The organism is Mycoplasma sp. (ex Biomphalaria glabrata) (assembly GCF_001484045.1).
Taxonomy (GTDB): domain Bacteria; phylum Bacillota_I; class Bacilli_A; order Mycoplasmatales.
Genome location: NZ_CP013128.1, coordinates 277,017 through 293,374, shown reverse-complemented (window position 1 = coordinate 293,374; position 16,358 = coordinate 277,017). Strand labels below are relative to the sequence as shown.

Genomic DNA, 16,358 nt, shown 5'->3' with positions numbered 1-16,358 from the left:
ATTATAGGTTATTTGCATATATTTTATAAATGTTAGTAACTGAGTATGCTAAATGGGGATGTTTTAGGAGTTGATATTTAGCATGAAGTATGAAGAGCAGTGGTCTTACAAACCTAAAGGTAAAAAAAATATAACTGCAAAATCTAATTTTGTAAATTTCTTAAGTGCTAGAAATAGCCAAGCTTGCGCATTCGCAGCTTAATTAAAAAATTAAGAAATGGTCTAATAATTTTATGCCTATGAGAATTATTAGGTCTGTCTTTAATAGGATCATTGTAATTAGCGTCATCTAATTACAAAACATTTATGACTATATTTTAAAAAGTTAGTTTTTATATCTTCTTAAAATTAAATTGAAAAATAAAACTAAACTGTAGAGCTTTATATGAATTGCTAGGTAGAAATGGGTTCGAATCCCATCATCTCCACCATTTAAGTATTTTATTTATTATAAAGTAGTTAAATGGTAATTATTTATTGGGGGAATGCATGTCAAATGAAATTGTTATTATAGTTATTTCAAGTGTTACGCTTTCCATTCTCGTAGTAATGTTGATAGGAAATTCTTTAAATAGAATTTTAACAAGAGTAAAAAATTTATCATCTCGCAAAAATTATATTAGCATCAAACGCCAAATAGCATTAAGAATCGCTGAATCAACACGTGAGCTATCTGCTCAAAAATTAGGAGCTTTAATTGTTGTGCAAAAACAAAATTCACTAGCTAACTTTGTTAACTTGGGAGTAATTATTAATTCAGATGTTAATGTTCAATTGATATTGGCAATTTTTCAAAAAAATTCTCCGTTGCATGATGGAGCAATCATTATTGATCGCGATAAAATAATTTCTGCAAGCTCGTACTTGCCAACAACAAATAAAAAAATCTCTTCAAAATACGGTTCTCGTCACCGTGCAGCAATTGGTTTGAGCGAACAATATGATGCTTTACCCATTGTGGTTAGTGAAACGACAGGACAAATTTCTTACGCCACTAAAGGAACATTAATTGCTGTTGATGACTTTATGGATTTAGTAAACGTGATTTATCGTCATATTGGATATTCAGATAGCGATTTAAGAGTGACTAAAAATGCAGAACATTAATAATAAAAAAGAATTAACTAAATCTTTGCATGGTTTAATTGAGAATCGTGATATAAATGCCTTAAGAGCGTTTGTTGAAGATAACAATTATGTTGATGTTTCAGAAGTGTTAAATGATTTTGAATTAATTGATATTTTATTTGTTTTCCGTTCATTGAAACCATCAGTTACTGCTGAAATTTTTATGGATTTAAATGACGAATTACGTCAACAAATTATTGATTGCTTGACACGTGACGAAATTAAATTAACGGTTGCATCTATTAGAACAAGTGACATTGTTGGCATGTTAGAAACGTTACCAGAAAATCTAGTAGGTAAAATTCTTGATTCATGTGATACAAAAACAGCAAAACATTTACGCGAATTTTTAAAATACCCAAAGGAATCTGCAGGTTCATATTCTCATGTAAAATTTGTCTCATTAAATACAAAAGATAAAATACGTGACGCAATTCAAAAAATCAAAAATGAACCTGAACTTTGTCATGCTTTAAATTCTTATTATGTTGTTGATGAGAATGAAGAATTAGTAGGGGTTGTTAATTTAAAAGATATTTTTTTTGCAAGTAGACAAGAGTCAATTAAAGGAATCATGCAACCAAACCCATTATATGTTTTTGCAAATGATGATCGCGAAGTTGTCTCAAATATGTTCCAAAAATATGAAATAGATGAAATTCCAGTTGTTGATGAAAAGAAAAGACTAGTTGGTATTATTAGTTACGATGATGTTTGAGAAATTATGGAAGAAGAGGTTACTGAGGACTTTGAAAAAGGTGCTGGTATTACTCCGATAGCAGAGATAGCAGATAAAAATTATTTGCAAATTGGTCCATTTAGCATGGCTAAATCTCGTTTAAAATGATTAGTTTTTTTAATGGTTTCAGCAACTCTGAGTCAAACTGTTTTGCAAATATTTGCTAATGTATACCAAAGCGACTCTGTACTGCGCAATATTTCGTTTCTTCATGACACAATCTTTACGGCTATTTTAGTTCCAATTCTACCAGTTATTTCGGGAACAGCTGGAAATGCTGGTTGTCAAAGTAGTACAGTTGTTCTTCGAGCGTTAGCGCTTGGTGAAATAACAATTAAAGATTATTGAAAAATAGTTGTTAAAGAATATAAGACATCAATCTTTGTTGGGATCTTTTTATCATTTTTTAATTTTTTAAGAATGCTAGCTTATTATTACATTCTTTCAATACATAATCCTCCAGCACCTAATCATGGATTTTTAGGAATAGATGTCGATGCTTGAAAAAGTATGCTTTCAACAACATTAGCATTGATGGTCATCGTTTCAATCGTTAAATTTGTCGGAGCTTCTTTACCAATTTTAGCTCATAAAATTAAGCAAGACCCAGCCGTAATGGCAGCACCGTTATTAACGACTTTAACAGATGCCATTAGTACGGCCGTTTTCTTTTCGATTTCAATGATCGTATTCCATGTCTTGCAAGGAGTATAGGAGTTAATTTGACATTTCATTTAGATTTTACAAAAGATGACATTGCTAAAAAAGTAATCATGCCAGGTGATCCACTTCGTGCAAAATATATTGCTGAAAAATATTTAGAAAATCCTGTTTGCATAAATAGAACAAGAAATATTTTAGGTTATACAGGAACATATAATGGTAAAAAAGTGTCTGTCATTGCTAGTGGTATGGGAATTCCGAGCATGGGTATATATAGTTATGAACTATTTAAGTTTTATGATGTTGAAGAAATAATTCGCATAGGGACATGCGGAACAATTAATAAAGATGTAAAAATAGGCGATGTAGTTATCGGAAAAAAAACAATGTCAAATTCCTCTTACGCTAAGGATTTTGCAAATCTCGATCTTCATGAAATAGTAGTAGATAAGAAATATTTGGAATGTATTAAAAGTAAAAAACCCAATTTAAAATTTGTTGACATTTTTTGTTCAGAAAATTTTTATACATTAGATGGAGTTACGAGAAATTTAAAAAATGCGGATGTCGTGGAAATGGAATCTTTCTCATTACAAGCAAATGCGTTTTTTTTGAATAGAAATGCAGTCACTTTGTTAACTGTTAGCGATTCTTTGATTTCAAAAGGAAATGAATTTTCAAAAGAAGAACGAGAAACAAAACTTAACACCATGATTGAATTAGCGTTCGAAATACTATAATATATTAAAAGCAATAAAGTTGCTTATTGTGGAACAGTACTCAAGTGGTTAAGAGGTTTTCCTGCTAAGAAAATAGGTCGGTTAAACGGCGCGTGAGTTCGAATCTCACCTGTTCCGCCATTTTTTATTTTTAATTAAACAATAAAAACAATTTAAAATAAAAGATGATAGGGGCGATTGCTTGTTAAAATTTCGAATGATTTTAATAACATCATTGTTGTTAACTTTTTTTATAACTATTTTAATGTTATTAGTTTATTTTATTGATAGCTACATTAATTCACCATTTTATATTGTTATAATTGTCTACTTACTAAATATTATTCTAAGTTTTATTATCTTAAGTTCCGACAGAAGACATGATACAAAAATTACTTGAACAATTATCATTTTTGCAGTACCAATTTTTGGAGCAATTAGTTATTTCCTATTTGGACGAAAATTCGCTTATCGCATTAATCAAAAAAGATTTTTAGAACAAAAATCTTCTTTTACCAAACAACGAGCTAAAGAATGAGAACAAAACGATAATTTGATTGAACACAAGAATTTATCCACTTATTATAAAAGACAATTTGAATATATTACATCTTTAACTGATTCACCATTTCAATTATTAAAAGATTATGAAATTTTAAAGAATGGTAATGAAGCTTATTTAGAAATTTTTCAATCTTTAGAGAAAGCAAAAAAACAAATATTTTTATCAGCTTACATTATTTCTGATGGTTTAGTTTTTGATACTTTGCTAAATATTCTAGAAAAAAAAGTTAAAGAAGATGTGAAAGTTTATCTAATATATGATGGAATTGGTAGTTACTCAGATATTTCACAAATTAATTTAATAAAATTGCGTCGAAGCGGAATTGATGTTTGCGAATTTACTCTTAAAAGTAAATTTTTGTTAGGTACAACCTTAAATTATCGATATCACCGAAAAATTATTATTATTGATGGACAAGTGGGATTTTTTGGAGGAATAAATTTCGGAAATGAATATGCCTCAATTACTTCTAAGTTTGGTTATTGAGAAGATTATTTTATAAAAATAACTGGTAACGGAGTTTATCAATTAGAAAAAATTTATATATACGATTGAACTTCAGTTTCGAAAATTCCTATAAAATCGATGGCCAAATTGAGTAATGATGAAGGAAATTCTGGTTATTTAGCTTTTATTCCATCAGGACCGATTTATAAAAATTCAATTATTATGGAAGTATTATTGTCACTAATAAATAATGCAATCGGCTCAATAGATATAAGCACTCCTTATTTAATTTGTCCAGATGAAATTATAAGAGCATTACAAAATGCATCAATGAGAGGTGTTAAAATTCGCTTGATAACTCCATCATTACCAGATAAAAAAATTATACTTGATGCAACGAGAGAAACTTATAAAATTTTGATTCCATATGGAATTGAAATTTATGAAACTCAAAATCTTTTTGTCCATAGTAAAATAATAATAATTGATAAAGATTTTTCGCTGTTAGGAAGTTTAAATTTTGATAACAGAAGTTTTTATCAAAATTTTGAATTGACAGGGTTTTTTTATAGTTCGAAGGTTAACCAAGAAATATCTGAAAAATTTGAGACACTACTGCGTAGTTCTTCTCAAATTACCGAGGAAAAGTTGATATTATTCCGTTTAGGTTTTTTAAGAAAATGGATAATTCGCATCTTATCACCTTTGTATTAAAATTTTTATTTGGAAACGAGCGTTTTTTTTTATATTCTTAAAATATTGCATTATGGAGGAATTTAGAATGAAAAAATCAGTAGTAATTATCGATCCAAGCGGTTTACATATTAGACCAGCGTCAATCGTAGCTAAAGCAGCAGGTCAATACAAATCAAAAATTGAAATGATTTATAAATCAAAAAGAGCTAACTTAAAATCAATCTTAAGTGTTATGACACTAGGAGTTAAATCAGGCGAAACTGTAGAAATTGAAGCTAGCGGAGATGATGCTGAAGCAGCATTAGAAGGAATCGTTGCTTCTTTAAAACAAAATAATTTAATTTAAGAATTAGTTGAGGAATTAATGAAGAAAATAACAGGTATAGGTGCTTATCAAGGCTTAGCATTAGCTAAGGCTTTTGTTATTAAGCACGAAGAAATTATTATTAGCGAAAAAAAAATTGCAAAACAGGATGCTAAGGGTGAACGCGCTCGTGCTGAAAAGGCAATTAAACAAGTTTCAGAAATAATTTTGGCAAAATATGAAGCAAATAGGGATAAATTAGGAGACAAAGCAGAAATCTTACAAGGTCACTTACAAGTTCTTGAAGATCCGACTTTAGAAGAAGACTTAAATGAATTAATTTTAGAACATCATTATAATGCTGAAAAAGCAATTGATTCAATCTCTAAAAAACATCAAGAATTACTAATGGCTATTGACGATAAATATTTACAAGAGAGAGCATTAGATGTTAAAGACGTTTTTAACCAAGTATTAATGGTTTTACAAGGCAAACAATTAAAAGACTATTCATCAATTAATGAAGAAGTAGTTTTAGTTGCTAACGAATCTACTCCGAGCGATACTGTTGCTTTTGATCCTAAATACATTAAAGGAATTATTAATGAAGTTGGTTCAAAAACATCTCATGTTGTTATTATTGCACAAAGTTTAGATATACCAATTATTGTTGGTGCTAAAAATTCAAGTTTGGAAATTAAGGATGGCGAATTGATTGCCTTAAATGCGACAATCGGTGAAATCACTATTAATCCAAGTGATGAAATTATTAGTGAGTTCCGAACAAAAATAGCTCAAGCTAAAAAAGATAAAGAAGAGTTAAAAAAATTAATAAATGAACCTTCAATCACTTTAGATGGTCATAAAGTAAAAGTTGAAGCGAATATTGGTAATTTTAAAGATGCTGAAAACGGTTATGAAAATGGTGCTGAGGGTGTTGGATTATTTAGAACCGAATTCTTATATATGGACAACACACATTGACCAACTGAAGATGAACAATTTGAAGTTTATCGTGATGTAGCAAAAATATCGAATGGGAAACCAGTTATTATCCGAACATTGGATATAGGTGGCGATAAACACTTGAATTATTTTCAATTCCCTCATGAGGAAAATCCATTTTTAGGATATCGTGCTTTAAGATTTTGCTTAGACAATAAAGAAATATTTAAAACACAGTTAAGAGCTTTATTAAGAGCAAGTCATTATGGAAACATTCGTATTATGTTACCAATGGTTTCTAATGTTGATGAAATCAAAGGAACTAAAGCATTATTAGAAGAATGTAAGCAAGAATTGAAGAGTGAAAAACAATTATTTAATGAAAAAGTTGAACTAGGTATTATGATTGAAATTCCAGCAGCAGCTATTCACTCATCTAATTTAGCAAAACATGCAGATTTCTTTTCTGTAGGAACAAATGATTTAGTTCAATACACTATGGCAGCTGACCGTATGAGTGAAAAAGTTTCGTATTTATACCAACCTTTAAATCCATCTATTATTAAATTATTAAAATTGACAATTGATGGTGCTCATTCTCAAAATCGTGAAGCAGGCGTTTGTGGATCGATGGGTGGAGAAAGATTAGCAATCCCGCTTTTATTAGGACTTGGATTAGATGTATTTTCAGTATCAACTAGTTTAGTTTTGAAAACACGTTCATTAATTCGTAAATTAAATTACAAAAAATGTGTTGAATTAGCACAAAAAGCCATTACTTTAGATTCAGCTTCTGAAGTAGAAAAATTAGTAAAGGATTTCTTGAGTGATATTAAATAGTATTTTGGCTAATTTCAGTTTTAATGGATGATATACAGGTTCAGCAATTCTTTGCTTAATGACAGGAATTTGATTTGCTTACAAATACACACAAGCAGCAAATGCTAAAAGATTATCTTCACAAGTAGAAAAAGCTACTTGAGGGTTTTATAAAAAAAATAAACCAACTTTATATATTATGTTGGCTTTCTATTTTGTAGTTGGTTCTGTTGTAGTATTTCTGTTGCAAACTCATTAAACAACTAATTTTTTAACAACTAATTTTTAAAACTGCATAAATTAATGCTTTTCTATAAAAATTATGATTATTTAATGTATTTAGTGCTAAAATAAAATTATTCGTGATAAGGGGATTTTATGAATACTAAAATTCAAAAATTAGTTTTTTGAAAAAACAGCAATTTTTCTTTTCGTGAAATACTAAATAAATTTTCTCGAGGCTTATTTGTTACCGTTTCGATTATGCCATTGGCTGGGTTATTCCTAGGAATTGGTGCTACAATCGTTAATAATGTCGCTAAGGGATCTGTTGGCGCAGATATTGGAACAGAAATCCAAAATCTGGGCCAATTTTTATTTGATTCACTGGGATTATTTTTTGCGATCGGAATAGCGATGAGTTTCGCTAATGAGAAAGCTTATGCAGCGTTTGCAGCAGCTTTAGGTTACTTTGCTTTTGCTTATGCTCAATCTGTTTTTATTAAACCAGTAACTCCAGGAGCTAGTGATACACTTTATAATATTTTCTTTTATAAAGATTTAAGTAATCAAATTGCCTCTAATTTTGTTGGTTCAATTACACAAGTTCAAACGAGTGTGTTTGGGGGTATGGTAATTGGTGGGGTGGTCGCTAAGTTATATAACCGTTTTAACTCAACACAATTACCAATTTTAATTCAATTCTTTTCGGGAGAAAGATTTGTTGGAATCATTGTTATTCCGGTTTGTGCGCTTATCGGAATAGCTTTCTTATTGGTTTGACCACTATTTTCAATCGGTTTAAATTGAGTAGGTGAAAATTCTGGTAAATTACCAGGAGGATTAGACTCGCTGATTTTTGGTATATTAGAAAGATGTTTAGTACCTTTTGGGCTACATCACGTATTTTATGCACCATTATGATGAACTGGTGCTGGTGGTTCATTAGATCCGAATGTTGATCATATTTGAATTAATGGAAAAGATGAAGGAACTATTGCCGCTTACCTTCAGTCATTAGGATTGGATTACAAAAATTATAATTGACAAGGTGATAGTAAAATGTGATTTACTTTTCAACAATTAGGTTTTCCATTTAGAACAGCAGATAATTTTTATTTTACTCATAACGGTGAAAGACTAAATTTTAATTTGGGTCGTTTTATGCAAGGTAAATATCCATTTATGATATTTGGTTTATCAGGAGCTGCTTATGCGATGATCATGGCTGCACCTAAAGAAAAAAGAGTTGAAGCAAGAACAATGATTATCTCTGCTGCTTCTACATCATTTTTATTAGGTATTACAGAACCAATTGAATATACTTTCTTGTTATTAGCACCAGTACTTTTCTTTGGTTTTCATGCGATTATGGCAGGTATTTCATTTATGCTAATGAACTTATTGGGTGCAAATATTGGAATGACATTATCAGGTGGAGCAGTTGATTTATTAGTTTATGGAGTATTACCGATGTTTAATCACTCTGTTGTTCCGGGTCAAAACCTAAATACTGGTTTCTGATGAGTATTTGTAATTGGTATTCCATACGCTGTTATTTATTATTTTGTTTTTATTTTTATATAACAAAGAAAAACATTCCAACACCAGGAAGAGCTGAAGGAGCAAAATTAGCTTCTAAAGCTGAATATCAAGCAACTAAATCCGGAAAGAAAGTTAGTTCAGCAGAAGATGATAAAGCAAAATTTGAAGTTTTAACAAAATGCTTAGGTGGAAAAAGTAACATTAAGGCAATATCAAATTGTGCATCAAGATTAAGAATTACAGTTATTGATGCAAGTAAAGTCGAACAAGGTAACTGAGCGTCAAAAGTAAGTGCTTTTGGAGTTAATCGTTCAAAAAATGAAATTCAAATAATTTATGGTAATTTAGCATCAATAATTAAGGTTAAATATCAAAGTTATTATGATAGTATTTAGGAGAAGGAGTTAATAAAATGGGGTTATTTAGTTTTTTTAAAAAAACACCAACAACGGTTAAAGTTTTTGCACCAGGTAAAGGTACAGTTGATTTGGTGACGAAATGTGTTGACGAAGTGTTTAAAGAAAAAATGGTGGGAGATGGAATTATTTTCACACCATCGACTGGGGAAATTTTAGCACCAGTTACTGGTGAGGTAACAATGGTCGCTGAAACAAAACACGCAATTAATATTCAAGCAGGGAAAGTTCAAATTTTAATTCACATTGGAATAGACACAGTTAAATTAAATGGAGAAGGATTCAATATTTTAGTCTCCGAAGGGCAAAAAGTTCAGCAAGGTGACAAAATTGCTGAAATTGATTTAAATTTTTTAAAGAAAAAAGCAACTTCTATTCAAACGCCAATTATTGCAATGAATGAAGGTTTAGAAGGTAAAAAAATTAACTTTTTGTTTGACAAAAAAATTTCAACAGAAGGTACTGAACCATTATTTGAAATAATTTAATATTTTAATATAATGATAGAGACATTGCGCACACGTCAAAGTCTCTTTTGCAGGTGTAGTTTAGTGGTAAAACAACAGCTTGCCATGCTGTAGTTGAGGGTTCGATTCCCTTCACCTGCTCCATTTTTTAAGGATTTATATGATAAAAGATGCCTTAATAGTTGTCGATATGCAAAATGATTTTATGGATGGAAGTCCACTAGGAGTTCCGAAAGCAAAATCAATTATAAATAAAATTGCCAACCGCATCGATGAGTACCTAAATAATGGAAAACTAATTATTGCAACACGTGATTGACACCCAATAAATCACATTTGTTTTGCTAGATCAAAGGATGAATTATTTCAGGAAATTGAAATAAATGGTGTTAGACACATTATGTGACCAATTCATTGTGTTCAAAATACTATCGGGGCCGATATTGTTCCTTTATTAATTGATAAACCGTGGTCAAAAATTATTAATAAGGGCCTGTTGCCAAATGTAGACTCATTTAGTGCCTTTTTAGATAATGATAAAATTCATGAAACAGGATTGAACAAGTATTTACAAAGTAAAAAAGTTAAAACACTAGAAATAGTTGGAGTAGCTACAGATTATTGTGTTAGTTCAACAATAAGTGATGCAATAAACTTTGGTTATAAAGTAACCACCAACATAAATTTAATTGCTGGTTTGTCTAGCGAATTATCAAAACAAAAATTAAATGAATTGAAAGAGAAAGGATTGGAAATAGTATGATAGAACAATTAAATCATAATAACGATGATTATTTAAATATTACATTAAGCAAATTAAATCATTATGGTTTTCATAAAATTAGTCGAATTATATTTATTTTTTTAACAATTTTTTGTCCAATTTTAGTGAACATTATTTTTTCATATGCAATACATATTTCACCTGATGACCGTGATTTATTTACGATGGTTTTGACAATGATTACAACTTCTTTATCTTTTATTGCATTAGTTATCTTGCAAGGGAATATTATTTTAAAGACGGGTTATACTTTTTTTGCTTTTTTTTCATTATTTATGGGACCAATTATTTTTATGATAATGTTGCTAATCGGAATGTTAGGTTTTAGTAATGATGATGCGAATATTATTAGTATATGAGTTCAAGTGTTGGGAGAAATTGGAGCAGCCATACTTGGTTTTTATTTATTCGATAATATTCGTAAGCAATATAAAGAAACTATTATTGGTTTTAAAAATCCCAAAAACATAGGTTATTATCTAATGATTGTGGGTGGCGGTTTTGTTTCAGCATACATAATTACAATTTTGTTTGGAAAAATCGGAATAACTCAATTAAGTTCTAATGACGGAGGTAACACTAACCAGAATACTATCGATAAATTATTAAAAGGTTCGTTAGCTGGAGCAATTCCGATGGTTATGTTGACGACTTTAGTTGCTCCTGTTTTGGAAGAATTAGCTACTCGTGAAGGAATTTTTGCTATTTTCGGAAATGAAAAGAAAAGTTGAAATTGAACAATTGGAGCAGTGTGTAGCTTACTATATTTTTCGAATATGCATGTTGGTTCAAGTGATTTTAAATATATCATTGATTATATGGGAACAGCTATTCCATTAATTGGCGCTTATATGCTTGGGAATAGAAATACATTATATTCTATACCTATCCACTCGATATGAAATATAATGGTATTAGTGAATACTTACACAACATAAATATGAAATTGATAATAACAAAGAATGATGCTAACCAGCGTTTAGACAAATTTTTAAGAAAAAAGATAAAAACAATTAGTTTATCTTTAATTTACAAATTAATACGTAAAGGGAAAATTACTATTAATGGAAAAAAAATTAATGATCAAAAATATTTTCTTCAAGAAAATGACCAACTAGAAATAATCGACGAATTGAAATCTCATAACTATTATACGGAGCGATTAGTTAAACCAACTACTTTAAAAAATGTTGATGTGATTTATGAAAATGACAATATTATGATTATTAATAAGCAAAATCGTATGAGTGTTCACGGATTTGAAGATTCTCTTGATAATCAGGTACAATGAATGCTTAAAAATCAAATTGAAAAATCAACTTTTAAACCAACTCACGTTCATCGCCTAGATCGCGACACAACGGGTTGCATCGTTTATGCTAAAAGTCACGATGCAGCAGTTTTATTAAACAGGGAAATAAAAACTTTAGAAAAAGAATACTTAGTTATTGTTGAAAATGAATTAAAACAGGAAATTCGTCAAGATGGTTATTTAAAAAATATTGGCGAGAAAATGGTCGTGACTGATCATAGCGAAAACACTCAAGCTTTTTCACAAACTATAACACCAGTTGCTTGTGAAAATAATTTTTCATTGCTACGTGTTCATATTCATACCGGAAAAAAACACCAAATCCGTGCTGGATTAGCATCAATTGGATTTCCAGTCGTTGGAGATATGAGATATGGTCACGCAGAGGGTCCAACAGGTATTTTCCTTCACGCTTATCGCATTTACTTCCCAGATACTTTGGTTGATAAATTAGAATTAAGTAAAAATATTTATGTTGCAAGAGTACCAGCATTTTGAAATAACTTTTGCTTCAATAACAATTTAAGATTAATCAAAGAGAAATTGAATGAACAATATTAAAGAACGAATAGAAAAATTAGTTAACGAAATAAATAAATACAATCATGAGTACTACTCATTAAATCAATCTAGCATTTCTGATCAACAATTTGATGCCAAATTAGAAGAACTGAAAGTACTAGAAAAAAAATATCCAGAGTTTATTTTACCGAATTCACCAACTCAACAAGTGGGTAAAGGTTATTTTGGAACTCATCGAAAAATCAAGCATTTAGAAAGAATGTTTAGCTTAGATAATGCTTTTAGTTTTGCAGATTTATTAGAATTTGAAAAACGTATTATTCGCAAACTTGATAATCAAAATGAACAATTTAGTTACGTTTGCGAGTATAAGATAGATGGACTAAGTTTGAGTATTCATTATGAAAACGGAAAACTTGTCAAAATTTTAACAAGAGGTGACGGAGAATACGGTGAAGATGTAACTGAGAATTTAATATCTAACCCAACTATCCCCCAAACAATTTCAATAAAGGATAAACATGTCGAAATTCGTGGTGAAATCATCTTGTCGAAAGAAAATTTTGCTAACTATAAAAATCAAATTGTTGAATTAAATAAGGAGTTATTAGCAAATAATCTAAAAGAAAGGTTGATCCCTGCTAATCCTCGTAACACAACATCTGGATTAGTTCGCGATATTAATAAAAATAAAATTTCTAATAATTTAAATCAAAATAGATTTAACGAATTAAGAAAAATTATGATTAATAAACTAATTTTTTTTGGTTACAATATTGAACCAAAATACGATTTATCATTTAATTCTCAATTAGATATTTTACAATTTCTAAAGATTAATCATTTTAATGTTGAACCAAGTTATCAACATCTACATACAATGACGGATATTAAAAAATTTCTAACAGAAAAAAATCAAGAAATTACAGAAATGTTGTTTGAAGCAGATGGGATAGTAATAAAAATAAATGAATTTAAAATTCAAAATTTTCTTGGGAATACGGACAAATTTCCACGTTGGGCAATAGCTTATAAATTTCCAGCACAAGAGGTTGAGACGGAGTTAAAACAAATATATGTAACAATTGGCAGAACCGGCAAAGTGACATATAATGCTAAATTAGATAGTGTAATTTTGGAAGGTTCACGAGTAACTTTTTCAACTTTACATAATTATGACTACGTTGAAAAATTAGATATTCGCGAAGGAGATTTTGTTTTTTTAAAAAAAGCTGGAGGCATAATTCCGAAAGTGTTACGTGTTAATTTTAATAAGCGCCAAAAAAATAGTAAAAAATTTTCTGAAATAACTATATGCCCAATTTGTGGCAGTGAATTGATTAGATATGATGATGATGTTGATCAATACTGTCCAAATTTGAATTGTTCAGCTAGAATAAAGGCTTCACTAATTCATTTTTGTTCAAGAAATGCCATGGATATTCAAGGAATGGGCGAAAAAATTATTGAATATGCTATTCAGGATAAAATAATAGAAACAATTGAAGATATTTATAAATTAGCAAAAAATAAAGAAATGCAATTAGCTTTGCTGAAAGCAATTAAAAAATTTTCTAAAAATATTGATGGCACGGAAGTTGATTTAGAAAATTCATTACTGATAAAAAATCTAGTTAATTCAATAGAGAATTCCAAAAAAAACGATCTAGTTCTAGTTTTAACAGGATTAGGCATTCGACATGTTGGGCAAAAAATTGCTAAAATTTTAGCAAAAGAATATAAAAATATTGATGATTTAATCAATGCAACAATAGATGACATGAATTCTTTAAATATTGTTGGCGAAAAAATTGCATATTCTGTTTTTTATTTTTTAAAAATCCAAAGAATTTAGAATTAATTAATAATTTAAAAAAATGCGGATTAAGTCTTTCAACGAAAGAATCAACTTCTATTTTTGAAAAAACACAATATTTTAATAAAAAAATTGTGATAACAGGAACTTTTAATGTTTCTAGAGACAAAATTATTAAAATTTTAGAAAATAAATATGGCGCTGTAGTTTCGAATTCTATTACTTCTAAAACAGATTATTTGCTTTGCGGAACCGATCCAGGAAGTAAATTAGAAAAAGCAAAAAAATTAAATATATCAATTTTAGGCAAAAAAGAATTAGTAGATATTCTAAAAGAATAATTTACATCAATTATTTTTTAAAATAAAATAAGTTATGAATGTAGGGCGTCTTATGGAAAAAAAGAATAAAGAATTTGAAGAAAAACTAAAACAATTAGCAAAATCCCTTTATTTACCATTAGATGATGAACAATTAAAAGAATTAGTCGAGGAATACGATTTTATTGAACATCAAAAACAAATAATGGATAAAGTAGATCTTTCTAATGCTGAATTTAAAACACTCTCTTCATACGAATGCTCGTATGAATTAGGAAAAGGAGGATATAATATTTACGAAAGATTTACAGAAGTTGCAAATTATAAAAAAAATAATCCAGAACATTGAAATGATGAAGAATACATAATTATACCTAAGGTGATTGAATAATTATGAATGAAAAAAATAAAACAATGGATTCAATTAAAAAAATATCAGAAGATCGTTCTCATGATAAAGCATTTGATAAAATGTGATCAAATTTTGAGAAGTATGAGCATGAAAATTTATTTATTTCTTTTAATGATAAAGAGAAAATTAAAGAGAAAATGAAATCTTCCACTCCTAAGAAAAGTAAACTTTGAAATATAGTATTTACTGCAAAGGATAATATAAATTCTGCCGATTTATATACTACAGCTGGTTGTAAAATTTTAGCTAAATATCAACCATTGCACAATGCGACATGTTTAGATAAATTATTAGATCAAGGTGGAATTCTATTTGCTAAAAACAATTTAGATGAATTAGGAATGTGTGGAACTGGTTTATCATCTCCTTTTGGTGAAGTTAGAAATCCGTGAGACAAAAAAAGAATATCCGGGGGTTCATCTAGTGGTTCTGCAGCCGCAGTGGCGCTTGGCATATGCCAATTTAGTTTGGGAACTGATACCGGAGACTCTGTTAGAATGCCTGCTTCACTTTGTGGAATTGTTGGTTTTAAACCTTCTTGAAATAGAGTTTCGCGATTTGGAGTTATTCCATATACTCCATCCTTAGATACTGTTGGAATTTTAAGTAGATCGGTTGAAGATACAGCAATCGTTTATAATGCCATAAAAGGTTATGACGAAAAAGATTTTACTTCTTTTGATGAAGAAAAATATTTATTGGATTATTCAGAAGAATATTGACTTGGTAAAAATCTAGTTACAAATAATCACGAAGACTTGTTAAATAAACATAATTTAAAATATAAAAAAATTTACAAACCTAAAAAAATTTTAATTTTAAAAGAGGTGTACGATACTTTAGAGAAATTTTCGGAGCACAAATTAATTTTTGATTCATGTATTGAAAAATTAAAAACAAAAGGTTTTGAATTTGATTTTCTACCATTTGGTGATGACTTGTTAAATGCTCTTTTGCCGGCATATAACATTCTTTCTTATGCTGAAGCTACTTCATGCCAAGCATATCTACAAGGAATCTCGCTAGGTGAAAGAATAAATGGAAAAAATTGAGAAGAAATTCTTACAAACACCCGTTCACAATTTACGAAATCAATTATTCGAAGACAAATTTTAGGAGCATATTTTTTATTAGAAGAAAATAAAAGTAAATACTTCGATAATGCTAAGAAATTTCGAAATCTAATATGTAGAAAGATGTCAGAATTGTTTAAAAAGTATGAAATTATTTTTCTTCCTTCAACAAATCCAGCTAAATTGATTGAAGATGTTAAAAATGCTAAATATGATATAAATACACTTTATTCTCATAGAGATAATCAATTTCTACTCGCTAATTTTTATGGATCTCCTTCAATTTCCATTCCAATTGGATTTATCGAAGGAATGCCAATAGGTTGCTCAATTAATTCAGACCAATACTCAGAGCACAAGTGTTTAGCTTTTGCAAAAATCTTGGAAGATTGTTTATGTGATGAAAAGAATTCGAACGGATATAAAAATATGGTGGTAAATAATTAA

At 29.2% G+C, this 16,358-nt stretch carries 17 protein-coding genes, 2 tRNA genes and 1 other RNA gene; all 20 read left to right on the top strand.

The window, feature by feature from the left end; all coding sequences use genetic code 4:
• Nucleotides 1–54 precede the first annotated feature (54 nt).
• Nucleotides 55–431, top strand: a transfer-messenger RNA (tmRNA) gene (gene ssrA / locus ASO20_RS01260).
• A gap of 58 nt (nt 432–489) precedes the next feature.
• The gene (locus ASO20_RS01255) at nt 490–1,107 is read left to right on the top strand and encodes a diadenylate cyclase (RefSeq protein WP_085056137.1); all 618 of its coding nucleotides are present in this window, start codon (nt 490–492) and stop codon (nt 1,105–1,107) included.
• Nucleotides 1,094–2,581, top strand: a complete 1,488-nt coding sequence (gene mgtE, locus ASO20_RS01250) for a magnesium transporter (RefSeq protein ID WP_085056135.1) — start codon at nt 1,094–1,096, stop codon at nt 2,579–2,581. Before ASO20_RS01255 ends, mgtE begins: the two co-directional genes overlap by 14 nt.
• 8 nt (nt 2,582–2,589) lie before the next feature.
• A complete protein-coding gene (locus tag ASO20_RS01245; protein ID WP_085056134.1) occupies nt 2,590–3,270 on the top strand; it encodes a purine-nucleoside phosphorylase in 681 nt (226 codons plus the stop codon).
• A 30-nt stretch (nt 3,271–3,300) separates the two neighbouring features.
• Nucleotides 3,301–3,390, top strand: a tRNA-Ser gene (locus tag ASO20_RS01240).
• Between the two features lie 76 nt (nt 3,391–3,466).
• On the top strand, nt 3,467–4,975 hold the full coding sequence (gene cls / locus ASO20_RS01235; RefSeq protein ID WP_085056132.1) for a cardiolipin synthase: 1,509 nt from the start codon (nt 3,467–3,469) through the stop codon (nt 4,973–4,975).
• 67 nt (nt 4,976–5,042) lie between these two features.
• On the top strand, nt 5,043–5,303 hold the full coding sequence (locus ASO20_RS01230) for an HPr family phosphocarrier protein (RefSeq protein ID WP_232297039.1): 261 nt from the start codon (nt 5,043–5,045) through the stop codon (nt 5,301–5,303).
• Nucleotides 5,304–5,321: 18 nt separating this feature from the next.
• Entirely contained in the window at nt 5,322–7,046 is a 1,725-nt protein-coding gene (gene ptsP, locus ASO20_RS01225) for a phosphoenolpyruvate--protein phosphotransferase (RefSeq protein ID WP_085056129.1), read from the top strand.
• A complete protein-coding gene (locus ASO20_RS01220) occupies nt 7,033–7,284 on the top strand; it encodes a hypothetical protein (RefSeq protein WP_085056127.1) in 252 nt (83 codons plus the stop codon). Before ptsP ends, ASO20_RS01220 begins: the two co-directional genes overlap by 14 nt.
• Nucleotides 7,285–7,403: 119 nt before the next feature.
• Nucleotides 7,404–8,831: a PTS transporter subunit EIIC gene (locus ASO20_RS01215; RefSeq protein WP_085056125.1), complete on the top strand. Its 1,428-nt coding sequence runs from the start codon at nt 7,404–7,406 to the stop codon at nt 8,829–8,831.
• A complete protein-coding gene (locus tag ASO20_RS01210; RefSeq protein ID WP_085056124.1) occupies nt 8,768–9,184 on the top strand; it encodes a glucose PTS transporter subunit EIIB in 417 nt (138 codons plus the stop codon). The genes ASO20_RS01215 and ASO20_RS01210 overlap by 64 nt, the downstream gene beginning before the upstream one ends.
• A gap of 17 nt (nt 9,185–9,201) precedes the next feature.
• A complete protein-coding gene (locus ASO20_RS01205) occupies nt 9,202–9,693 on the top strand; it encodes a PTS sugar transporter subunit IIA (protein ID WP_085056122.1) in 492 nt (163 codons plus the stop codon).
• 49 nt (nt 9,694–9,742) lie between these two features.
• Nucleotides 9,743–9,816, top strand: a tRNA-Gly gene (locus tag ASO20_RS01200).
• A gap of 16 nt (nt 9,817–9,832) precedes the next feature.
• Complete coding sequence (gene pncA, locus ASO20_RS01195; protein ID WP_085056121.1) at nt 9,833–10,438, top strand: bifunctional nicotinamidase/pyrazinamidase; 606 nt, start codon at nt 9,833–9,835, stop codon at nt 10,436–10,438.
• Nucleotides 10,432–11,394 (top strand): CPBP family glutamic-type intramembrane protease, encoded by a 963-nt coding sequence (locus ASO20_RS01190; protein ID WP_085056120.1) that lies wholly within the window; start codon nt 10,432–10,434, stop codon nt 11,392–11,394. The genes pncA and ASO20_RS01190 overlap by 7 nt, the downstream gene beginning before the upstream one ends.
• 2 nt (nt 11,395–11,396) lie before the next feature.
• The gene (locus tag ASO20_RS01185; RefSeq protein ID WP_198140249.1) at nt 11,397–12,329 is read left to right on the top strand and encodes a pseudouridine synthase; all 933 of its coding nucleotides are present in this window, start codon (nt 11,397–11,399) and stop codon (nt 12,327–12,329) included.
• Nucleotides 12,316–14,145, top strand: coding sequence for an NAD-dependent DNA ligase LigA (gene ligA / locus ASO20_RS01180; RefSeq protein WP_085056116.1), 1,830 nt, complete (start codon nt 12,316–12,318; stop codon nt 14,143–14,145). Before ASO20_RS01185 ends, ligA begins: the two co-directional genes overlap by 14 nt.
• 95 nt (nt 14,146–14,240) lie before the next feature.
• Nucleotides 14,241–14,447, top strand: coding sequence for a BRCT domain-containing protein (locus ASO20_RS03085; RefSeq protein WP_198140248.1), 207 nt, complete (start codon nt 14,241–14,243; stop codon nt 14,445–14,447).
• Between the two features lie 52 nt (nt 14,448–14,499).
• Nucleotides 14,500–14,817, top strand: a complete 318-nt coding sequence (locus ASO20_RS01170) for a hypothetical protein (protein ID WP_085056113.1) — start codon at nt 14,500–14,502, stop codon at nt 14,815–14,817.
• Nucleotides 14,818–14,819: 2 nt separating this feature from the next.
• Nucleotides 14,820–16,358, top strand: a complete 1,539-nt coding sequence (locus ASO20_RS01165) for an amidase family protein (protein WP_085056111.1) — start codon at nt 14,820–14,822, stop codon at nt 16,356–16,358.